The following is a 21,478-nucleotide window of genomic DNA, read 5'->3' on the forward strand; positions in this document are numbered from 1 at the left end:
TAGTTTTAGGTAAAAACAAAACTATCTACTCTCTATTTGCATGCCAAGCATGGCAATAACTTGACATTGAAAGTCCGTTGTCGCTGGATCTATGCCAATAATGTAAACACCTTTTTTGAACTATTAATCACATTTTTTCTTGTTTGCTTCTGACATTAATCTGAGTTAAATAATTAATAAAAGTTGACATATGTATTAATTAAAAATATACTAAAATGTACGTCTTTATTATTTTTAATAATAAAAGTTGATAATATTTTACTCCATATTAATATACACGATTTTATTAATGATTTATATAACTCATATTTATAAAAAGTTATAATAAACTTGACATAGAAATGGATGGATATGATAAAATTATAAATTATAGTATATTATATGATTTGTTGAATATAAAATAATAATTAATTATGCATTGGGGGATAATTTAAATAGAGTATATTAGATTAAGGAGAGAAACGGAATGGAGAGAAGCAAAAGTATATCGATGGCAGTAATTAAAAGACTACCTAAATATTATAGATATCTTGGTGAATTAATGAAGAACGATGTTGATAGGATTTCTTCAAAAGAATTAGGAGAAAAAATAGGTTTTACAGCTTCTCAAATTCGTCAAGACTTAAATTGTTTTGGAGACTTTGGGCAGCAAGGTTATGGCTATAATGTAAAAGAGCTATATACGCAGATAGGATGTATATTAGGACTAGATAAAGGGTATGAAGCAGTATTGATAGGAGCAGGTAATATAGGTCAGGCTGTTGCTAATTATACTAGGTTTGAAGATTTAGGAGTTAATATAGGTACTATTTTTGATGTTAATCCTAAATTAGTTGGAATGAAAATAAGAGATATAGAAATAAGAGATATAGATGAGTTAAAAGAAACTCTAGATAGTAAGAAAATAGATATAGGGATAATTTGTGTTCCTCAAAAAAATGCGCAAAATGTTGCTGATGAATTAATAAGAGGCGGAGTTAAAGCAATGTGGAATTTTGCTCCAGTTGATTTAGTTGTTCCAAGTGATGTAAAGGTAGAAAATGTTCATTTAAGTGAGAGTTTAATGACATTAATTTATTTACTAAACGAATAAATTTGTTAAATAAATAATTTATATTAAAAGGAAAAAATATAAGCTTTTAATATAAATTATTTATTTTTTATTCATATATGAGTTTTTGTATGAACAATGCAGATAAAAGGTATAAAAAAGTTGGATGGAAAGATAATATTTTATTGCAAATAATGTAACTACGTATTATAATTTTAAATAAGGAGATTTAAGCTCCGTTGTTTTTTTGTTCAAGCTTGTTAATATTATAACAAGCATATTTAATATTTTTAAAATTGTAAGAAAATTAAAAAAATAAATAATATGATTTTAAAGGGAGAGTAAAAAACATGGAATTAGAAAATGTTATCCTTGAAAAAGAAGGACATTTAGCAGTTGTTACAATTAATAGACCAAAAGCATTAAATGCTTTAAATTCGGCAACATTAAAAGACTTAGATATAGTTCTAGATGATTTAGAAAAAGATAGCGACATATATGCAGTTATATTAACAGGAGCAGGAGAAAAATCCTTTGTTGCTGGTGCTGACATAGCTGAAATGAAGGATTTAAATGAAGCTCAAGGTAAAGAATTTGGTGAGCTTGGAAACAAAGTATTTTTAAGACTTGAGGACTTGGACAAGCCAGTTATAGCGGCTATTCAAGGTTTTGCACTTGGTGGCGGATGTGAAATATCGATGGCTTGTGATATAAGAATTGCATCTGAAGCAGCTGTATTCGGACAACCTGAAGTAGGTCTTGGAATAACGCCAGGATTTGGTGGAACTCAAAGACTACCAAGAATAGTTGGTCTTGGAAAAGCTAAGGAAATGATTTATACAGGAAGAAATATTAAAGCTGATGAAGCTTATAGAATAGGATTAGTTAATAAGGTAGTACCTTTAGAAAATCTTATGGAAGAAGCAAAGAAAATGGCTTCAATAATTATATCTAATGCACCAATTGCTGTTAAGCTAGCTAAAGATGCTATAAACAGAGGTATGCAAGTAGCAATAGATGAAGCTGTTATGATAGAAGCAGCTGACTTTGGTAAATGCTTCTCAACAGAAGATCAAACTGAAGGAATGAGCGCTTTCTTAGAAAGAAGAAAAGAAAAGAATTTCCAAAACAAATAATTTTTTTAGTCAAAAATCTATTAGAGATTTATATATAGTTTGCCTACTAGTAGGCTCCAATTAACAAGGAGGGTAATTTAATGAATTTCCAATTAACTAGAGAACAAGAATTAGTACAACAAATGGTTAGAGAATTCGCAGTAAATGAAGTTAAGCCATTAGCTGCAGAAATCGATGAAACTGAACAATTCCCAATGGAAAATGTAAAGAAAATGGGAAAATTAGGAATGATGGGTATTCCATTTTCTAAAGAAGTTGGAGGTGCAGGCGGAGATGTTCTTTCTTACATAATAGCTGTAGAAGAATTATCAAAAGTTTGCGGAACAACAGGGGTTATACTTTCAGCTCATACTTCATTATGTGCTTCAGTAATTAACGAACATGGTACTCCAGCTCAAAAAGAAAAATACTTACCAGACTTATGCTCAGGCAAAAAGATTGGTGCTTTTGGTTTAACTGAACCAGGTGCTGGTACAGATGCTGCTGGACAACAAACAACTGCAGTATTAGATGGAGATCATTATGTATTAAATGGATCAAAAATATTCATAACAAATGGTGGAGTTGCTGAAACATTCATCGTATTTGCTATGACTGATAAGTCGATGGGAACAAAAGGAATTTCTGCATTCATAGTAGAAAAATCTTTCCCAGGATTCTCAATTGGTAAACTTGAAAACAAAATGGGAATCAGAGCATCTTCTACTACAGAATTAATTTTTGAAGACTGTATAGTTCCAAAGGAAAACTTAATTGGAAAAGAAGGTAAAGGATTTGGAATAGCAATGAAGACTCTTGATGGAGGAAGAATTGGTATTGCTGCTCAAGCTTTAGGTATTGCAGAAGGCGCTTTTGAAGAAGCTGTTGCATACATGAAAGAAAGAAAACAATTTAAAAAACCTCTTTCAGCTTTCCAAGGATTACAATGGTATATTGCTGAAATGGATGTTAAGATCGAAGCTGCAAAACATTTAGTTTATAAAGCTGCTTGTAAGAAGCAATTAGGGCAACCATATACAGTTGATGCTGCAAGAGCTAAATTATTTGCTGCAGACGTTGCTATGGAAGTAACAACTAAGGCAGTACAATTATTTGGTGGATACGGATATACTAAAGAATATCCAGTAGAAAGAATGATGAGAGATGCTAAGATAACTGAAATCTATGAAGGAACTTCAGAAGTTCAAAAGATGGTTATCGCAGGAAGCATTTTAAGATAGGAGGACTTTTAGAATGAATATAGTAGTTTGTGTAAAACAAGTTCCAGATACTACAGCCGTTAAAATAGACCCAAAGACTGGTACATTAATCAGGGATGGTGTTCCAGCAATTATAAATCCAGAAGATAAACATGCTCTAGAAGCAGCTTTACAAATAAAAGAACAAACTGGTGCTAAAGTGACTGTTGTGAGCATGGGTATTCCTGCTGCAAAAGCTGCATTAAGAGAAGCATTATGTATGGGAGCTGATGAAGCCATCCTATTAACAGATAGAGCATTAGGAGGAGCTGATACTTTAGCTACTTCAAAAGCTTTAACAGGAATGATTAAGAAATTAGATTACGATATAATCTTTGCTGGAAGACAAGCAATCGATGGAGATACTGCACAAGTAGGACCAGAAATTGCTGAACATTTAAACATTCCTCAAGTAACTTACGTTCAAGACGTTAAAGTTGAAGGAGATACATTAATAGTTAATAGAGCATTAGAAGACGGACATCAAGTTGTAGAAGTTAAAATGCCATGTTTATTAACTGCAATTGAAGAATTAAATGAACCTAGATATATGAATGTTGCAAACATATTCTCAACTTCTGATGATGAAATCAAAGTTTGGAGTGCAGCTGATATAGATGTAGCTGTAGAAGAATTAGGACTTAAAGGATCACCAACTAAGGTTAAGAAGTCAATGACTAAAGAAGTTAAGGGTGCTGGAGAATTAGTTAAAGAGGATGCTAAAACTGCTGCAACTTACGTTTTAGGAAAATTAAAAGAAAAACACTACATCTAAGATAATAGGAGGTTAATTTATTATGAATATAGCAGATTATAAAGGCGTTTGGGTCTTTGCTGAACAAAGAGAAGGCGAATTACAAAAAGTATCTTTAGAATTACTTGGAGAAGGAAGAAGACAAGCAGATAAATTAGGAGTTAAGTTAACAGCTTTATTATTAGGTGATAATGTTGCTCACTTAGCTGATGAATTAGCTAAACATGGTGCTGATGAAGTTTTAGTTGCTGAAGATAAAAACTTAGCACATTACACTACTGATGCTTACACTAAAGTTATCTGTGATCTTGCAAATGAAAGAAAACCAGGAATATTATTTGTTGGAGCTACTTTCATAGGAAGAGATTTAGGCCCTAGAGTAGCTGCAAGATTAAATACAGGACTTACAGCTGACTGTACATCAATTGATGTAGAAGTTGAAAATGGTGATCTATTAGCTACAAGACCAGCTTTTGGTGGTAACTTAATGGCTACAATTGCATGCCCAGATCACAGACCACAAATGGCTACAGTAAGACCAGGTGTATTTGAAAAAGTTAATACAAATGGAGCTGACTGCAAAATAGAAAAAGTTGCAGTTCAATTAAGTGACAGTGATGTTAGAACTAAAGTTTTAGAAACAGTTAAAACTGCTAAAGATATCGTTGATATTTCAGAAGCTAAGATAATAGTTGCTGGTGGTAGAGGAGTTGGATCTAAAGAAAACTTCGATCTAGTAAAAGAATTAGCTGAAGCTTTAGGTGGAGTTGTTGCAGGTTCAAGAGCTGCAGTTGAAAAAGGATGGGTAGAAAATGCTTACCAAGTAGGTCAAACTGGTAAGACTGTTAAACCAACAATCTATGTTGCTTGTGGTATTTCAGGAGCTATCCAACACGTTGCTGGTATGCAAGATTCAGAAGTTATCATTGCTATTAACAAAGATGAAACTGCTCCAATCATGCAAGTTGCTGATTACGGAATAGTTGGAGATCTTAAAAAAGTTATTCCTGAATTAATAGCTCAAGTTAAAGCAATTAAAGACGCAGAATAATTTTAATCAACAATGTACAATGATCAATTTTCAATGAAGATTTATTTTGCTATGCAAAATTTTTAATATATATTTTAAAGAAATCGCGTAGTGATTTAATCATTCATTGATTATTGAGAATTGATAAATGATAATTTAAAACTTGATTTAAATTAAACTAATAATGTCATAAAGAGCATGATATTAATAAAAATTATGAATAAAGTTAATGGAGGTTTTACCATGAAAAAAGTATTTGTACTTGGTGCAGGAACTATGGGTGCTGGAATTGTTCAAGCATTTGCTGCAAAAGGATGCGAAGTTATCGTTAGAGATATTAAAGATGAATTTGTTGAAAGAGGAATTGCTGGAATCAATAAAGGATTAAGCAAATTAGTTGCTAAAGAAAAGATTACAGAAGCTGATAAAGAAGCTATACTTTCAAGAATTTCAGGAACTACTGATATGAAATTAGCTGCTGACTGCGATTTAGTAGTTGAAGCTGCTATCGAAAACATGAAAATTAAGAAAGAAATCTTTGCTGAATTAGATGAAATCTGTAAGCCAGAAACAATTTTAGCTTCAAATACGTCATCTTTATCTATAACAGAAGTTGCTTCTGCTACAAAGAGACCAGATAAAGTTATAGGAATGCATTTCTTTAACCCAGCTCCAGTAATGAAGCTTGTTGAAGTTATCAGAGGAGCTGCTACATCTCAAGAAACTTTTGATGCTGTTAAAGCTATATCAGAAGAAATCGGAAAGACTCCAGTAGAAGTTGCTGAAGCACCAGGATTTGTTGTAAACAGAATCTTAATCCCAATGATTAACGAAGCTGCTTTCATCCTTCAAGAAGGTGTTGCATCTGCTGAAGACATAGATGCTGCTATGAAGCTTGGAGCTAATCACCCAATGGGACCTTTAGCTTTAGGAGATCTTATCGGATTAGATGTTTGTGTTGCTATCATGGATGTTTTATTCAATGAAACTGGAGATAACAAATACAGATGTTGTACATTATTAAGAAAATATGTTAGAGCAGGATGGTTAGGTAGAAAGAGCGGAAAAGGATTCTTCGATTATTCTAAATAATATTAAAAACTCTCAAAGATTATTTCTTTGGGAGTTTTTTTATTTTTTAATATATATATATATATATAGAATCATAAATATATATTAAATACTGGAGGAATTGTAAAAAATATATAGAATATATATGGTGTAAAAATAAATTGAATAAAAGGAGAGGCGTTATGAGATTTACATTACCTAGGGACATATATCATGGAGAAGGAACTTTGGAAGTGCTTAAAACTTTGAAAGGTAATAAGGCTTTTGTCGTAGTTGGCGGCGGATCAATGAAAAAGTTTGGGTTTCTTAAACAAGTTGAGGATTATCTAAAAGAGGCTGGAATGGAGATTGAACTATTTGAAGGTGTTGAACCAGATCCATCTGTAGAGACTGTTATGAAGGGCGCAGAAGCTATGAGAAAATTTGAACCAGACTGGATCGTTGCGATGGGGGGAGGATCTCCAATAGATGCAGCAAAAGCTATGTGGATATTCTATGAATATCCAGATTTTACATTTGAACAAGCAGTAGTGCCTTTTGGATTACCTGAGCTTAGACAAAAAGCTAAGTTTGTAGCTATTCCATCAACAAGTGGTACAGCTACAGAAGTAACAGCATTTTCAGTAATAACAAATTATTCAGAAAAGATAAAATATCCTTTAGCAGACTTTAATATAACTCCAGATATAGCAATAGTTGATCCAGCATTAGCTCAAACTATGCCAGATAAGCTAGTAGCACATACTGGAATGGATGCATTGACTCATGCTATAGAAGCTTATACTGCATCACAAAGTTCTAATTTTACAGATCCATTAGCTATTAAGGCAATAGAAATGGTGAATGAAAATTTATTCAAATCTTATGGTGGAGACAAAGATGCTAGAAACTTAATGCATGAAGCTCAATGTTTAGCAGGAATGGCATTTTCAAATGCTCTTCTTGGAATAGTGCATTCAATGGCACATAAAGTAGGGGCAGTATTCCATATACCTCATGGATGTGCAAATGCAATCTTTTTACCATATGTAATTCAGTACAATAGAGTTAAATGTGAAAGCAGATATGCAGATATTGCTAGAGTATTAAAACTAGATGGAAATAATGATTCTGAATTAACAGATTCATTGATAACTATGATAAATGAAATGAATGATAAATTAAATATTCCTCATTCAATGAAAGAATATGGTGTTGGTGAAGACGAATTTAAGGATAATCTTAAATTTATAGCTCATAATGCCGTATTAGATGCATGTACAGGATCTAATCCTAGAGAAATAAATGATGAAACAATGGAGAGGCTATTTACTTGCACATATTATAATACAAAGGTTGATTTTTAATTTATAAGTGATTTTTAATTTTTAAGGAGTATCTTAGAATGATTTTTGAGGTGACCCCAAAAAGTTAGACTTTTTAAGCGTAGCAGTTTTAATGGCTGCTACGCTATTTTTATGCAGCCAAGAGGTTGAGCCTGTATTCTACGGGACTCATCCATCCTAGTTTCTCTTTAATTCTTTGTTCATTGTAGTACTTGATGTATTGTTCTATTGCCTCTTTGAGTTCATCATAACTGTAGTAAACAACGCCGTAGTACATTTCCTGTTTCATTATTCCAAAGAAGTTCTCCATTACTGAATTGTCATGGCAGTTGCCCTTTCGGGACATACTTTGAAAAATTCGATTTTCTTTAAGAGTGTGTACATAAGCTTTCATTTGGTAAGCCCAACCTTGATCAGAATGAAAAGTTCTTCTGTATGGACAATCAGCTGTGATTTCAATTGCCTGGTTTAGTGCTCCCATGATATTGGCCGCTGACGGATGTTGAGATATTCCATAGCTTAAGATTTCTCTATTACACATATCCATGAATGGATCTAAGTATAGTTTCTTTATTATCATTCGTCCCTTATCATCAACCTCATAATACTTAAACTCAGTAGTATCTGTTGTGATTTTCTGATGAGGAATCTGTGTGTCAAAACGTCTATGAATTCTGTTAGGAGCAACCTTTCCAACTTTACCCTTGTATGAACTATACTTACGACTCTTTCTTGTAAAGGAAGTCACCTGAAGATTAAGCTTTTGCATAATTCTCTGAACTTTCTTTTTATTTATAAGTATTCCTTGTTTACGTAGTGCTCCGTATACACGTCGATAACCCCAATCTTTATTAATACTACGTATTTCAAGGATCTTTTCTTCTAGTTCTTTATTAGGATTTTCTCTATTAAATCGCTTTTGCCAATACATGTATGTCGCTTTTGGAAAGCCTACAACTGCGAGAATATCTTTTAATTTGAATTCTCCTCGGAGGCTGTGGATGATTCTCGCTGTTTTTTCAGAAGAGCTTCCTCCTCTAAACGCAGCCTCCTCAGTTCTTTTAAATATGCGTTCTCAATTTTGAGCTTGAGCAATTCATCTTCAAGCTGTTTTACATGTTCAGCAGTAGTGTCAACTGAAACAATTTCGGCGGATTCTGTTTTACTAGACAATTTATTTGATGATTCCAACGATATCTTTCGTCCCTTCTTCTTCGGCCGCAAAGCATCAGGACCAGCAATTCTAAAATCATTTACCCACTTAACTATTTGCGTTGGATTATGTATCCTTTCTTGAAGGGCTAACTCCTGATATGAGACCTCACTTGTTAGATATAATTCTACTACATGAAGTTTATATTCGAAAGTAAAAGATTCATTTTTTCTTGAACGCATCAACGCTTCATCGCCTAATGTACGGTAATTATCAACCCATAATTTAACCTTGCTTGGAGAAGGAATACCAAACTCTTTCGCAAGAAATTTATAACCACCTTTACCATCCAAATACGCTTGAACAACTTCTTTTTTGAATTCATAACTATATTTTGCCAAAAAACCGACCTCCAAATCATTAGATTTTTGGTCTAACTTTTTGGGGTCGGTTCATTTTATTAATCTATGATACTCCTTTTTATAGTATTATAATAACAAATACTCCACATTGTATATATCCTTCATTAGATTACATATTATAAATATAGTGATATAATAAATGAAAGATAATTGCATTATTAATAAAAGGAGAGAGAAAAATGCTAACAGAAACAGCAAAAAGATACTGGACTAAAGAATATGATTTGAATTGTGCAGAATGTATAATGTATGCAGCTAATGAAGAATATAACTTAAATTTATCACATGAAACATTTAAGACTATGGCTGGCTTTGGAGGAGGTATGGCATCTGGTGGAGTGTGTGGAGCTATATCTGGTGCTGTAGCAGTACTCGGAATTATGTTTACTGAGGAAAGAGGACATAAGAGCCCTAAAGTAAGGGCTATGACACAAGAATTTATAAAAAGATTTAAAGAAGAAATGGGATACATAGATTGTAGAGATTTAAAAACAAAGATTGTGAATCCAGAGGAAAAAGCTTGTAGCCATATGATTGAAGTAAGTGCAGAGATATTAGAAAGTATAATAAAAGAAGGTTAATCAAAATTTAAAATATTACTATAAATATACTTACTTAACTTAGAGTTAATAAAATCTTAGTAATAACTTAGTAATAAGAAGTTGCTTTTGGTATAGATCATATACATATTAAAATTTTATGTAAGTATAAATATAGTGTTTAGAGTACAATATAATTATGAAAATAAATGGAGGAGATTCGTATGGATTACAAAAGAATAAAATCATACAAAGATTATATTGCAATAGAAGAAGTTAAGAATTTTAGTCTTAAACAAACTTTTGAGTGTGGTCAATGTTTTAGATTTTATAAGATAGATGATACTAATTATATCGTAGTTGCTTTTGAAAAGGTAATTGAATTAAAGCAAGATGGAAATAATATTTTTATATATAATTCTAATGAAGAGGATGTTAAAAATATTTGGATTAAATATTTTGATCTAGAACGAGACTATTCGGAAATTCAAAAAGAATTATCCAAAGATGAATTGTTAAGAAAAAGTGTAGAATTTGGTCCTGGAATTAGGATATTAAATCAAGATCCGTTTGAAATATTAATAAGCTTTATTATATCAGCAAGAAACAGCATACCATCAATAATGAAAACTATCAATAAGATATCGATTAAATATGGAAGAGAAATTGAATATAAAGATACTATATATTATGCATTTCCCACAATAGATCAAATAAAAGATGCCACATTAGAAGAAATACAAGAAACAGGAGCATCATTTAGAAGTAAATATATAGTAGATACAATTTCTAATGTTTATAAAAGCAAGGAAGCAATTAAAAGCGGTGACGTAAATGCAATAAATGAGTTTAGAAAATATAGTTTAGATTATATAAAAAGCTTAAATGATGATGAATGTCATGCAGCACTTCAAGAGTTTAAAGGTGTAGGGGCTAAGGTTGCAGACTGCATAATGCTGTTCTCCATGGAAAAGTATTCTGCATTTCCTGTAGATGTATGGGTTAAACGTGCTATGGTTTATTTTTATGGCGCTGAAGATGCTTCTTTAAATAAGATAAGAATCTTTGGTAGAAATAAGTTTGGTAAGCTATCTGGATTTGCTCAACAATATTTATTTTACTATGCAAGAGAAAATAAAATAAAAATTGAAGAGTAGAAAATCAAATTTATAACATTATAAATATAAGGCAGTTAAAGTAGCTGCCTTATAATACATATGAATATATATTTAAACTATGATTAGTTAACTGCTTTTTCGTATTCGACGAGATTTTTTTATGTTAACATTATAATCTCCAGGGATTTTTTCTACAAAATTTAAGAATTTAATTATTCTAGCATTGTTTTTCAATGCATCTATAGAATTATATAATGTGGCAAGTTCTGTATTAGTAAAAAGTGCATGAATTTGCTTGTGACAAGTAGTACATAAATGGATTGTCTTATAATCTTTGCCACCTTTTTGCTTAGGAATTAGGTGATGCTTAGTTATAATAGATACATCTCTATTACATAGTTCACATATATGAGTTTCTTTCATACAAATCTCCTATCAGAATTTTAGAATTATTTTATTTAGATTATATCAAATAATATATATTAATTACAATAATTTGATATTAAAAATATATAGATTAAATTCCTTTCTTTTAGTAATAAAAATGTATAGACTTCCATGGAAAATTATTCAAAAGATTAATAGATGAAAATTAAAGAAAAAGTGAGCAATTTAAATATATTTTGAGATAATTAAGAATATTCGCTTTAAAACGGGATATAATATTATAAGTCCTGTTTGAATTATATGGATATAAAGGATATTATAATAATTGTATTAGCACTCAACTTTAATGAGTGCTAACAAAGAAATGCAATAATCAATTTAATATATATTTTAAGGAGGTTTTTTTATGAATATTAAGCCACTTGGCGACAGAGTCGTAATTAAAAAATTAGAAGCAGAGGAAAAAACAAAAAGCGGAATAGTTTTAACAGGAAGTGCTAAAGAAAGACCACAAGAAGCAGAAGTTGTTGCAGTAGGTCCAGGAGCAATAACAGATGGAAAAAGAATTGAAATGGAAGTAAAAGTTGGAGATAAAGTATTATACTCTAAATATGCAGGAACAGACGTAAAAGTAGATGGAGATGAATATACAATTTTAAAGCAAGATGATATCTTAGCAATAGTTGAATAAACTATATTTTATAGAATTAATATATAGCTTAATTATAAATTAAGTATAAGACAGATTAAAATTATAATTACATGAGTTAATAGAATGTTTAAATAGATTATTTATAAAAGGAGTGTATTGAAATGGCTAAAATGTTAAAGTTCGGCGAAGACGCTAGAAGAAGTATGCAAGTTGGAGTAGATAAATTAGCAGATACGGTTAAGGTTACATTAGGACCTAAGGGAAGAAATGTTGTATTAGATAAGAAATTCGGAGCACCATTAATAACTAACGATGGAGTTTCAATTGCTAGAGAAATAGAATTAGAAGATCCTTATGAAAACATGGGAGCACAATTAGTTAAAGAAGTTGCAACTAAGACTAATGATGTGGCTGGAGACGGAACTACAACTGCAACATTATTAGCGCAAGCTATAATAAGAGAAGGTTTAAAGAATGTAACTGCTGGAGCTAATCCAATGTTAATTAGAAACGGTATAAGAACTGCAGTTGACAAAGCTGTTGAAGAAATCAAGAAGATTTCTAAACAAGTTGAAGGCAAAGAAGATATTGCTAGAGTTGCTGCTATATCAGCTGCTGATGAAGAAGTTGGTAAGCTAATAGCTGATGCTATGGAAAAAGTAGGTAATGAAGGTGTTATAACTATAGAAGAATCTAAATCAATGGGAACTGAATTAGATGTTGTTGAAGGTATGCAATTTGACAGAGGATATGTATCACCTTACATGGTTACAGATACAGAAAAAATGGAAGCTGTTTTAGATAACCCATATATTTTAATAACAGATAAAAAGATTTCAAACATTCAAGAATTATTACCATTATTAGAACAAATAGTTCAAGCGGGCAAGAAGTTATTAATCATCGCTGAAGATGTTGAAGGCGAAGCAATGCAAACATTAGTTGTTAATAAGTTAAGAGGAACATTCACTTGCGTAGCTGTTAAGGCACCAGGATTTGGTGATAGAAGAAAAGAAATGTTACAAGACTTAGCTATATTAACAGGTGGTCAAGTAATTTCTGAAGAATTAGGAAGAGATTTAAAAGAAACTACTCTTGAGATGTTAGGTCAAGCTGAGAGTGTTAAAGTTAACAAAGAAAATACAGTAATAGTTAACGGTAAAGGAAATTCAGCTGATATTAAAGATAGAGTTAATCAAATAAAGATTCAAGTTGAAGAAACAACTTCAGAATTTGATAAAGAAAAATTACAAGAAAGATTAGCAAAACTTGCTGGTGGAGTAGCTGTAATTAAAGTTGGTGCTGCAACTGAAACTGAATTAAAAGAAAAGAAATTAAGAATTGAAGATGCTTTAGCTGCAACAAAAGCTGCTGTAGAAGAAGGTATAGTAGCTGGTGGTGGTACTGCTTATGCTAATGTAATTAATGAAGTAGCAAAATTAACTTCAGATGTTCCTGACACACAAGTTGGTATAAATATAATTGTTAAAGCTTTAGAAGAACCAGTAAGACAAATAGCAACTAATGCAGGGGATGAAGGTTCAGTTATAATCGAAAAAGTAAGAGCAAGTGAAGCAGGCGTTGGATATGATGCATTAAAGGGTGAATATGTAAATATGATTAAGAGTGGTATAGTTGACCCTACAAAAGTAACAAGATCAGCACTTCAAAATGCTGCATCAGTAGCATCTACATTCTTAACAACAGAAGCTGCTGTAGCTGATATTCCAGCAAAAGAACCTGCAATGCCAGGTGCACCAGGAATGGGAATGGATGGAATGTATTAAAATAAATTCATATGTGAATTTTAAAAACCTTGAGGAATTCAATTCCTCAAGGTTTTTTATTATATTGAAATAGCTTATATAGTTAATGTATATAAAATCAAAATTAAGTTAATATTTAAGATACAATTATCTTATAAGGAGATGAAGAGAATAAAAAAAGTAAAGTATGAAATAAAAAGTAATCGTAGATTAAGCATTAATATAAAAGAAAAGAGTTCAGGATTTACATTAATTGAGTTAATTGCAGTAATAGCGATAATAATGATTTTATCAGGAGTATTGTTTCCAAAAGTATTAGGGTATGTTCAGGAAGCTAAGAAATTAAAAGTAGTAGATCAATGTAGAAAAATCGTTATGGCAACAGAATCATATAATTTAAGATATATACCATTAGAGAAGAATCAAAGTGTTAGTAGTATTATAAATAAGGACGGTATAAAAAAATATATAAATGAAGAAGAATTTAAAAATATAAATACAGGAACCACCACAGTGCAAAATTGTTATGATATAGTAAATGGGGCTGAATTTGATTTTAATAGTGATAGTGAAATATTAAATTCTAGTAGTATAAAATTTATTGAAGAAAGAAAATAGTATCTATACAGCAAAGATAAGAGTTGAAAATGTTGTATATAAATATATTTATGCAGAATATAAATAATTACATGAAAAATTTTGCTTAAAAAAATGCAATTTTAATTTCAAATTTATTGACTTTAGAATGTACATACATTATAATAGGTTTAATTTAAAAAATCAGATATATTTAATAACTCGTATATACCTTGAATAAGGCAGGGCGTATCTACCGGAAACCGTAAACTTCCGACTATGAGTGGTATTAGTATTGGCTATAAATTAGACTTTATGAGCATATTAACATCACTATAAGGTTAGTATGCTTTTTTTTATACATAAAATTAACAGTGAAAATGCAATTATACATTCAAAAAAACATAAAAATGCAATAAATATTTCAAAAATTAGGAGGATTAAAAATGGCTAAAATTATTAAAACTGCTTATACTTTCGATGACTTATTATTAGTACCTAACAAATCAGAAATATTACCAAGAGAAGTAACTACAAAAACTTACTTAACTAAAAAGATTGCTTTAAATATTCCTTTAATGAGTGCTGGTATGGATACTGTAACAGAATCTAAAATGGCGATTGCTATGGCTAGAGAAGGTGGAATCGGAATTATCCACAAAAATATGACTATAGAAGAACAAGCAAGAGAAGTTGATAGAGTAAAGAGACAAGAAAATGGTGTAATCACAGATCCTATATACTTATCAGCTAACCATAGATTACAAGATGCTGAAGATTTAATGGGAAGATATAGAATATCAGGTGTTCCTATAACTGATGAAAATGGTAAATTAGTTGGAATAGTTACAAATAGAGATATGATATTTGAAACAAACTATGATAGAAAAATATCTGAAGTAATGACTAAGGAAAACTTAATTACTGCACCAGAAAATACAACTGTAGAAGAAGCAAAAGAAATCTTAAAGAAACATAAAATTGAAAAATTACCTTTAGTAGATGCAAATGGATGTTTAAAGGGACTTATTACAATGAAAGATATTGAAAAAGTTAAAAAGTTCCCAAATGCAGCTAAAGATGAAAAGGGCAGATTATTATGCGGAGCAGCTGTAGGTGTTACAGGAAACATGATGGAAAGAGTTGAAGCTTTAGTTAAAGCTAATGTTGATGTTATAACTCTTGATACAGCTCATGGTCATTCAAAAGGTGTATTAGATGCCGTAACAGAAATCAAAAAAATATATCCAGAACTTCAAGTTATAGCTGGTAATGTTGCTACAGCTGAAGCTACAGAAGACTTAATCAAAGCAGGTGCTGACTGCGTTAAGGTCGGTATAGGACCAGGATCAATTTGTACTACAAGAGTAGTTGCTGGAGTTGGAGTACCTCAATTAACAGCGGTTATGGACTGCGCAGAGATGGGAAGAAAATATGGCATACCAGTAATTGCCGATGGTGGTCTTAAATATTCTGGAGACATAGTTAAAGCCTTAGCTGCTGGAGCATCAGTTGCTATGATGGGATCATTATTTGCAGGATGTGAAGAAGCACCAGGAGAACTTGAAATATATCAAGGAAGAAGCTACAAGGTTTATAGAGGAATGGGATCTTTAGCTGCTATGGAAAAGGGATCTAAGGATAGATATTTCCAAGAAGGTAATAAGAAGTTAGTTCCAGAAGGTGTTGAAGGAAGAGTTGCTTTCAAAGGATATGTGGCAGATACAATATTCCAAATCATGGGTGGAATTAAATCAGGAATGGGATATTTAGGATCAAAGGATCTTGATACTTTATATGAAACAGCTACATTTGTTGTTCAAACAGCTGCTGGATTTAGAGAAAGTCATCCACATGATATTAACATTACTAAAGAAGCACCAAACTATAGTGTAGGACAATAAGCACTATTTAAATAATGCACAATGTACAATTTTAATTATTATATATTTTAGTAATTAAATATAATGCACGTTGTGCATTGTGTTATTTAAAGAAATAGTGCGAATAAAAACTACAAAAAGATAAAAAAAATTCGTGTTTTGTATTGATAAAATGATATATTTAGTTAATAATACAAGTAGAATAATTTTTTAGGAGGAAACCATGAAAAAAGAATTAATTTTAGTTATTGATTTCGGTGGACAATATAATCAGTTAATTGCTAGAAGAGTTAGAGAATGTAATGTATATTGTGAAGTTCATCCATATACTTTAAGCGTTGATAAAATAAAAGAAATGAATCCAAAGGGAATAATATTCACAGGTGGACCAAATAGTGTATATGGTGAGGATTCTCCTTTATGTGATAAGGCGTTATTTGAAATTGGAATTCCTATACTTGGAATATGCTACGGATCACAATTAATGTCACATATGCTTGGAGGAAAAGTTGCTACTGCTCCTGTAAGTGAATATGGAAAGACAAAAGTTGATGTTAGCGTAGATTCTAAGATATTTAAAGGTGTATCAGAATCGACTATTTGCTGGATGAGTCATACAGATTACATAGAAAAGGCACCAGAAGGTTTTACAATAACAGCAACTACTCCAGTATGTCCAGTTGCAGGTATGGAATGTGTAGAGAAGAACTTATATGCAGTTCAATTTCACCCAGAAGTAATGCATACGCAAGAAGGAACAAAGATGCTTTCAAACTTTGTGTATGATGTTTGTGGATGTTCTGGTGATTGGAAAATGGATTCATTTGTTGAAAAAACAATTGAAGAAATACGTGAAAAAGTTGGAAATGGTAAAGTATTATGTGCATTATCAGGTGGAGTTGATTCATCTGTAGCTGCTGTATTACTTTCAAAGGCTGTTGGAAATCAATTAACATGTGTATTCGTTGATCATGGCTTACTTCGTAAAAATGAAGGAGACGAAGTTGAAGAAGTATTTGGACCTAATGGACAATATAACTTAAACTTTATTCGTGTAAATGCTCAAGAAAGATTTTATGAAAAATTAGCTGGTGTAGAAGAACCAGAACAAAAGAGAAAAATAATTGGTGAAGAATTCATTAGAGTATTTGAAGAAGAAGCTAAGAAAATAGGAACGGTTGATTTCTTAGTACAAGGAACTATCTATCCAGACGTAATTGAAAGTGGTCTTGGAAAGTCAGCAGTTATAAAATCACATCATAATGTTGGAGGACTTCCAGACTGTGTAGACTTTAAAGAAATAATTGAACCACTTAGATTATTATTTAAAGATGAAGTACGTAAAGCAGGTTTAGAACTTGGAATACCTGAAAAATTAGTTTACAGACAACCATTTCCAGGTCCAGGTCTTGGAATACGTATAATAGGCGAAGTAACAGCTGAAAAAGTAAGAATAGTTCAAGATGCAGATGCAATTTATAGAGAAGAAATTGCAAAAGCAGGTGTTGATAAAGAAATAGGTCAATATTTTGCAGCACTTACTAATATGCGTTCAGTAGGTGTAATGGGAGATGAAAGAACTTATGATTATGCTATAGCACTTAGAGCTGTAACTACAAGTGATTTCATGACAGCAGAAAGTGCTGAACTTCCATGGGAAGTACTTGGTAAAGTAACAACTAGAATTGTAAATGAAGTTAAAGGTGTTAATCGTGTAATGTATGATTGCACAGGAAAGCCACCAGCTACTATAGAATTTGAATAGATAAGAGATTCCTGCATTCTAATTGATATTAGATTTGCAGGATTTTTTTGCGTTTTATAATGAGAGTACTATATTAAAATTGGTGGAATTTGTTATTATACTGGTTTCATGGTATAATGAAAGCAAAAAATAGATAAAGAACCGTCTAAATATAGAAGGGCTTTTGGTATCGTGTCAATTGACATGAATATGGAAAGCTCTTCTTTTTTTATAACAAGGAGGAATAAGAAATGAATTTAATTGCTAAAAAGGTTAGACATATAAAATTTGGTGAAGGAATTGTAACAGATAAAAGAGGCGATATAATAGAAATAGACTTTTCTGGAAGTAATAAAAAATTTCATTTTCCTGATGCTTTTTATAAATTTATTACATGCATGGATAGTGAAATTCAAACGGGAATAGAGACTATTTTGAACGATACTTTAGAAATAGAAAGAGAGAAAGAAGAGCGGGAAAGAATGGAACAAGAGCGTATACAGAGAATACAACAATTAAAAGTAAGTGCAAATTCACAAGCTGCCTTTGGCCTTATTGAAAATAGTGAAAGTGAAGTGTTGAAAACATGGTCAATTTGTACTGGAAAATATATAAGTGGAAATTCAAAGGGTAAACCAAGAGTTCCTAATAGGCTTAGATTAAATTCAGCTTGCTTGCTCACTGAGTTACCAGATGGGATGAAAGAAAAGGAAAGACGTATTATAGGAGCATTTATGGTACAAGATGATTTCGAAGGGAAAAAATGTGAAGATGGAATTATAAATAGTCATGATGTATATCGGATATTTCTTAATAAAACAAAAGAAGAACTTTTATTTTGGGATTACTTCGAATCAAATACTAAAAATTTAAAATGGGGTAATACAGAAATGAAATACTTTTCAAATGCATGTATGCAGAAAGTTTTAGATGACATGAAGAAAGTTGTAAGAGATGAAGAGCGTTATAAAATATTAGAATATTTTTATGAGTATTTCTGTAAAGTGAATAAGCTGGATTAATAGAAAATCAAATACAGGGGCACCCTATGAAGAGTTATTTGTAGTGGATAAAAATCTTTATAAAGTTAAAGAATCAGGAAGAGCAAACTAAAAATGTTTAGACATTTTAGTTTGCTTTTATTTTTTGCCAAATAATATTCGAATGTAACATTTTGAAAGAAAAAGGCGAACGAAAAATCATAAAAATTCCTGTGTTTTTTCTAACTTATGCATATATCTTATATGTAAGGAAAAATAATTAAGTAAATAAGTTTGTGCACAGATAAATGTATTAGATATTAGAAGGAGAGATGTAAAATGAGAGAAAGAAAAAACATAAAATTAAGAGTTGATATGAATGAGGATACTAAATTCAAAATAATAGACAGAAAACCAGAAAGAGATCTTATATATTGTATATGGATTAAATTATTGCTTTTGGCTGGAAAAGTAAATAAAGAAGGAGAGCTATATTTATCAAGAAATATAGCATATACATTAGAAACATTAGCAATAGAATTTAACAGAGATGATAAACAAGTAAGATTAGCTTTAGATGTATTTTTAGAATTAGAGATGATTGAACTCACTAAACATAATGCTTATAAAGTAAAAAATTTTGCAAAGCATCAAAATATAAAAGTGAAAGAGCAAGATAGTGAATTGGATTATATAAAAGATGAGAATACATTAGTTAATAATCAAGGAACTATAGAAGATGATATAGAAGCAGAAAGTCAAAGTATGGGAAAAGATATAAATGACGAGGATAAAGAATTAAATGATGAAGAATTATGCATAAATACAAATCAAGGTGAAAGAGATAAGTGCAATAGTGATAAGATAGACAAAATAAAAGATGGTAAATTTAATGAAGATATGGTTATTTTAGGCATGAAAGATCTTATTGGCGAAGAAGTAGCAAATATAAAAGAACAGAAAGAGAGTGGAATGGAACAAGTATATAATAAATTAGACAACAATCTAAGTAATTCAAAAATAAACAAAAGCCAGATAAATGATACCAAAAATGTGGATAAAAATATAGTGGTTGTGGATAAAAGAAAGAAGAGTAATTCGAAAAAGAATAATAACATAGTTAAGGATGGATTCCAAGATCTAAAAGAAAAATATGTATCAGAAACTTGGGAGGGATTTGGGTGCTTTAAGGAAGAAAAAGGCGATAAAGTTATTATGGAATTTGATGTTTCGTAATTAAGGTATAATATGATTTCAAGAACGTGGAATTGCTTAGTAATAATAGATAAAAGAGATGTATTTGAACAGTATGAATATGAAACAGGAATAAAAGAGACTACTTCATTAAATAAAAGTAATTATCTATTTAGAATAGCTGCTTGCGGTGTACTTGAATAAACCAATTTTGAGTTTATAATTAATATTATGATACAATGGTTGACAGAAGTATTTTATTTAAAGAGGTAGTAGAATGAAAACAAAAGTACCATATTATTATAAAGATTTCAAATGTATAGCTTCAGAATGTCCTGATACATGTTGTGCAGGATGGGAAATAATAATTGATGAAGATACACATGAAAAATATAAAAATGCAACAGGAAAATTCGGAGAAATATTAAGATCTAAGATAACGTTATATGAAGATGGAGAGCCAGGTTTTATATTAGATGGCGATGACTGTCCATTTTTAAATAAAAACAAACTCTGTGATATATATAGTGAACTTGGTGAAGAAAGCTTATGCAATACATGTAAGCAGTTCCCAAGATTCATAGAAGAATATGGAGATACGAGGGAAATTGGAATATCTATATCATGTCCAGAAGCAGCAAGAATAATATTAGATAATGATAAAAAGGTTGAATTTGAAATAAATGAGGATGATGAAATGGTAAGTGCATATGACGATATTAATTATGATTTGTTTTCACAGTTAATGCCAGCAAGGAAAATTGCACTAAACATAATTCAAAATCGGTCTATGACATTAAAAAATAGAATTGCATTATTGATTAGTTTTGCTCAGGATATACAAGATAAGATAGATGCCAATAAAGTATCTAAGGTTGAAGAAGTACGCAAAAATTACTTAGATGAAGATTTTATAGAAAGCTTTATTAAACAATTAAATAGATATGAAGGTAAGGGAAAATCTAAATATGATAACATGCATAAGTATTTTCAAGTTTATAAAAGCTTAGAACATATAGATGAAAACTGGCCTAAAGTAGTGGATCATACTTTTGAATATTTCTATAAAGTAAATAATGATCATCAGCTTTACATTAATAAACATAATGAGTTTAATAAATATTATAAAGAAAAAGAATATGAATATGAACATTTGATTGTTTATTTTATATTTAGATATTTTATGAAGGCAGTTTATGATTATGATGTGTTGGCTAAAGTTAAATTAGCTGTAGTAAGTTATCTTATTATAAAAGAATTAGATGTGATTAGATGGATTGATAATAAAGGTGATCTTAGTAAACAGGATCAAATTGATTTAATGCATATGTACTCAAAAGATATTGAGCATTCAGAAGATAATTTAGAAGAATTAGCACAAATATTTGAAATAAACAAAGTTTTTAGATTGGAAGAAATTCTTATTATGATAATGAATTAAGAAAACTGATCACATTAA

The 21,478-nt window shown here is 30.7% G+C and carries 20 protein-coding genes and 1 riboswitch; of the genes, 18 read left to right on the plus strand and 2 right to left on the minus strand.

The window, feature by feature from the left end:
* Window positions 1–466 precede the first annotated feature (466 nt).
* From CNEONATNEC86_RS02015 to CNEONATNEC86_RS02045, 7 genes are all read left to right on the plus strand, one after another.
* Complete coding sequence (locus CNEONATNEC86_RS02015; RefSeq protein ID WP_058293424.1) at window positions 467–1,093, plus strand: redox-sensing transcriptional repressor Rex; 627 nt, start codon at window positions 467–469, stop codon at window positions 1,091–1,093.
* A 308-nt stretch (window positions 1,094–1,401) separates the two neighbouring features.
* Window positions 1,402–2,187, plus strand: a complete 786-nt coding sequence (locus CNEONATNEC86_RS02020) for a short-chain-enoyl-CoA hydratase (protein ID WP_159135453.1) — start codon at window positions 1,402–1,404, stop codon at window positions 2,185–2,187.
* 80 nt (window positions 2,188–2,267) lie between these two features.
* Entirely contained in the window at window positions 2,268–3,407 is a 1,140-nt protein-coding gene (locus tag CNEONATNEC86_RS02025) for an acyl-CoA dehydrogenase (RefSeq protein ID WP_058293422.1), read from the plus strand.
* A gap of 13 nt (window positions 3,408–3,420) precedes the next feature.
* Window positions 3,421–4,200 carry an electron transfer flavoprotein subunit beta/FixA family protein gene (locus tag CNEONATNEC86_RS02030; protein WP_058293421.1) on the plus strand — a complete coding sequence of 260 codons (780 nt, stop codon included), beginning with the start codon at window positions 3,421–3,423 and terminating at the stop codon, window positions 4,198–4,200.
* Between the two features lie 22 nt (window positions 4,201–4,222).
* Window positions 4,223–5,230 carry an electron transfer flavoprotein subunit alpha/FixB family protein gene (locus CNEONATNEC86_RS02035; RefSeq protein ID WP_058293420.1) on the plus strand — a complete coding sequence of 336 codons (1,008 nt, stop codon included), beginning with the start codon at window positions 4,223–4,225 and terminating at the stop codon, window positions 5,228–5,230.
* Window positions 5,231–5,452: 222 nt separating this feature from the next.
* A complete protein-coding gene (locus CNEONATNEC86_RS02040; RefSeq protein WP_058293419.1) occupies window positions 5,453–6,301 on the plus strand; it encodes a 3-hydroxybutyryl-CoA dehydrogenase in 849 nt (282 codons plus the stop codon).
* Between the two features lie 161 nt (window positions 6,302–6,462).
* Window positions 6,463–7,626, plus strand: a complete 1,164-nt coding sequence (locus CNEONATNEC86_RS02045; RefSeq protein ID WP_058293418.1) for an iron-containing alcohol dehydrogenase — start codon at window positions 6,463–6,465, stop codon at window positions 7,624–7,626.
* A gap of 109 nt (window positions 7,627–7,735) precedes the next feature.
* Here the strand turns inward: CNEONATNEC86_RS02045 and CNEONATNEC86_RS02050 are convergent.
* Window positions 7,736–9,159 (minus strand): IS3 family transposase gene (locus CNEONATNEC86_RS02050; protein WP_230132317.1). Its coding sequence is split into 2 segments (ribosomal slippage): window positions 7,736–8,670 and window positions 8,670–9,159, totalling 1,425 coding nucleotides; the frame shifts between segments, so codons are not numbered across the junction.
* A 200-nt stretch (window positions 9,160–9,359) separates the two neighbouring features.
* Here CNEONATNEC86_RS02050 and CNEONATNEC86_RS02055 point away from each other — a divergent pair.
* Window positions 9,360–9,761 (plus strand): C-GCAxxG-C-C family (seleno)protein, encoded by a 402-nt coding sequence (locus CNEONATNEC86_RS02055; protein ID WP_125149509.1) that lies wholly within the window; start codon window positions 9,360–9,362, stop codon window positions 9,759–9,761.
* Window positions 9,762–9,943: 182 nt separating this feature from the next.
* Window positions 9,944–10,876 (plus strand): DNA-3-methyladenine glycosylase family protein, encoded by a 933-nt coding sequence (locus CNEONATNEC86_RS02060; protein ID WP_159135454.1) that lies wholly within the window; start codon window positions 9,944–9,946, stop codon window positions 10,874–10,876.
* A gap of 87 nt (window positions 10,877–10,963) precedes the next feature.
* Here CNEONATNEC86_RS02060 and CNEONATNEC86_RS02065 read toward each other — a convergent pair whose 3' ends face one another.
* Complete coding sequence (locus CNEONATNEC86_RS02065; protein WP_058293415.1) at window positions 10,964–11,260, minus strand: hypothetical protein; 297 nt, start codon at window positions 11,258–11,260, stop codon at window positions 10,964–10,966.
* Window positions 11,261–11,630: 370 nt separating this feature from the next.
* Here CNEONATNEC86_RS02065 and groES point away from each other — a divergent pair, with 370 nt between their 5' ends.
* The 9 genes from groES to fliB all read left to right on the plus strand — a co-directional run bounded on the left by groES (window position 11,631) and on the right by fliB (window position 21,460).
* Window positions 11,631–11,915: a co-chaperone GroES gene (gene groES, locus CNEONATNEC86_RS02070; protein WP_058293414.1), complete on the plus strand. Its 285-nt coding sequence runs from the start codon at window positions 11,631–11,633 to the stop codon at window positions 11,913–11,915.
* Window positions 11,916–12,037: 122 nt separating this feature from the next.
* Window positions 12,038–13,663 carry a chaperonin GroEL gene (gene groL, locus CNEONATNEC86_RS02075; RefSeq protein ID WP_058293413.1) on the plus strand — a complete coding sequence of 542 codons (1,626 nt, stop codon included), beginning with the start codon at window positions 12,038–12,040 and terminating at the stop codon, window positions 13,661–13,663.
* Between the two features lie 141 nt (window positions 13,664–13,804).
* Window positions 13,805–14,260: a type II secretion system protein gene (locus CNEONATNEC86_RS02080; RefSeq protein ID WP_058293412.1), complete on the plus strand. Its 456-nt coding sequence runs from the start codon at window positions 13,805–13,807 to the stop codon at window positions 14,258–14,260.
* A gap of 160 nt (window positions 14,261–14,420) precedes the next feature.
* Window positions 14,421–14,518, plus strand: a riboswitch (purine riboswitch).
* Between the two features lie 146 nt (window positions 14,519–14,664).
* Window positions 14,665–16,122, plus strand: coding sequence for an IMP dehydrogenase (guaB, locus tag CNEONATNEC86_RS02085; RefSeq protein WP_159135455.1), 1,458 nt, complete (start codon window positions 14,665–14,667; stop codon window positions 16,120–16,122).
* A 202-nt stretch (window positions 16,123–16,324) separates the two neighbouring features.
* Complete coding sequence (guaA, locus tag CNEONATNEC86_RS02090) at window positions 16,325–17,866, plus strand: glutamine-hydrolyzing GMP synthase (protein ID WP_058293410.1); 1,542 nt, start codon at window positions 16,325–16,327, stop codon at window positions 17,864–17,866.
* Between the two features lie 230 nt (window positions 17,867–18,096).
* Complete coding sequence (locus tag CNEONATNEC86_RS02095; protein ID WP_159135456.1) at window positions 18,097–18,867, plus strand: hypothetical protein; 771 nt, start codon at window positions 18,097–18,099, stop codon at window positions 18,865–18,867.
* A gap of 297 nt (window positions 18,868–19,164) precedes the next feature.
* The gene (locus CNEONATNEC86_RS02100; RefSeq protein WP_159135457.1) at window positions 19,165–20,061 is read left to right on the plus strand and encodes a phage replisome organizer N-terminal domain-containing protein; all 897 of its coding nucleotides are present in this window, start codon (window positions 19,165–19,167) and stop codon (window positions 20,059–20,061) included.
* Between the two features lie 12 nt (window positions 20,062–20,073).
* Window positions 20,074–20,223, plus strand: a complete 150-nt coding sequence (locus CNEONATNEC86_RS02105; RefSeq protein WP_159135458.1) for a hypothetical protein — start codon at window positions 20,074–20,076, stop codon at window positions 20,221–20,223.
* Window positions 20,224–20,296: 73 nt separating this feature from the next.
* Window positions 20,297–21,460, plus strand: coding sequence for a flagellin lysine-N-methylase (gene fliB / locus CNEONATNEC86_RS02110; RefSeq protein ID WP_159135459.1), 1,164 nt, complete (start codon window positions 20,297–20,299; stop codon window positions 21,458–21,460).
* The last annotated feature ends 18 nt before the right edge of the window (window positions 21,461–21,478 follow it).

Origin of the sequence: Clostridium neonatale (genome assembly GCF_900465025.1) — a bacterium.
Lineage (GTDB): Bacteria > Bacillota > Clostridia > Clostridiales > Clostridiaceae > Clostridium > Clostridium neonatale.

Bases quoted from the DNA above. Each gene is read 5' to 3' on its own strand.
- CNEONATNEC86_RS02015 (WP_058293424.1), top strand. From the start codon at position 467: ATGGAGAGAAGCAAAAGTATATCGATGGCAGTAATTAAAAGACTACCT.
- CNEONATNEC86_RS02020 (WP_159135453.1), top strand. From the start codon at position 1,402: ATGGAATTAGAAAATGTTATCCTTGAAAAAGAAGGACATTTAGCAGTT.
- CNEONATNEC86_RS02025 (WP_058293422.1), top strand. From the start codon at position 2,268: ATGAATTTCCAATTAACTAGAGAACAAGAATTAGTACAACAAATGGTT.
- CNEONATNEC86_RS02030 (WP_058293421.1), top strand. From the start codon at position 3,421: ATGAATATAGTAGTTTGTGTAAAACAAGTTCCAGATACTACAGCCGTT.
- CNEONATNEC86_RS02035 (WP_058293420.1), top strand. From the start codon at position 4,223: ATGAATATAGCAGATTATAAAGGCGTTTGGGTCTTTGCTGAACAAAGA.
- CNEONATNEC86_RS02040 (WP_058293419.1), top strand. From the start codon at position 5,453: ATGAAAAAAGTATTTGTACTTGGTGCAGGAACTATGGGTGCTGGAATT.
- CNEONATNEC86_RS02045 (WP_058293418.1), top strand. From the start codon at position 6,463: ATGAGATTTACATTACCTAGGGACATATATCATGGAGAAGGAACTTTG.
- CNEONATNEC86_RS02055 (WP_125149509.1), top strand. From the start codon at position 9,360: ATGCTAACAGAAACAGCAAAAAGATACTGGACTAAAGAATATGATTTG.
- CNEONATNEC86_RS02060 (WP_159135454.1), top strand. From the start codon at position 9,944: ATGGATTACAAAAGAATAAAATCATACAAAGATTATATTGCAATAGAA.
- CNEONATNEC86_RS02065 (WP_058293415.1), bottom strand. From the start codon at position 11,260: ATGAAAGAAACTCATATATGTGAACTATGTAATAGAGATGTATCTATT.
- groES (WP_058293414.1), top strand. From the start codon at position 11,631: ATGAATATTAAGCCACTTGGCGACAGAGTCGTAATTAAAAAATTAGAA.
- groL (WP_058293413.1), top strand. From the start codon at position 12,038: ATGGCTAAAATGTTAAAGTTCGGCGAAGACGCTAGAAGAAGTATGCAA.
- CNEONATNEC86_RS02080 (WP_058293412.1), top strand. From the start codon at position 13,805: ATGAAGAGAATAAAAAAAGTAAAGTATGAAATAAAAAGTAATCGTAGA.
- guaB (WP_159135455.1), top strand. From the start codon at position 14,665: ATGGCTAAAATTATTAAAACTGCTTATACTTTCGATGACTTATTATTA.
- guaA (WP_058293410.1), top strand. From the start codon at position 16,325: ATGAAAAAAGAATTAATTTTAGTTATTGATTTCGGTGGACAATATAAT.
- CNEONATNEC86_RS02095 (WP_159135456.1), top strand. From the start codon at position 18,097: ATGAATTTAATTGCTAAAAAGGTTAGACATATAAAATTTGGTGAAGGA.
- CNEONATNEC86_RS02100 (WP_159135457.1), top strand. From the start codon at position 19,165: ATGAGAGAAAGAAAAAACATAAAATTAAGAGTTGATATGAATGAGGAT.
- CNEONATNEC86_RS02105 (WP_159135458.1), top strand. From the start codon at position 20,074: ATGATTTCAAGAACGTGGAATTGCTTAGTAATAATAGATAAAAGAGAT.
- fliB (WP_159135459.1), top strand. From the start codon at position 20,297: ATGAAAACAAAAGTACCATATTATTATAAAGATTTCAAATGTATAGCT.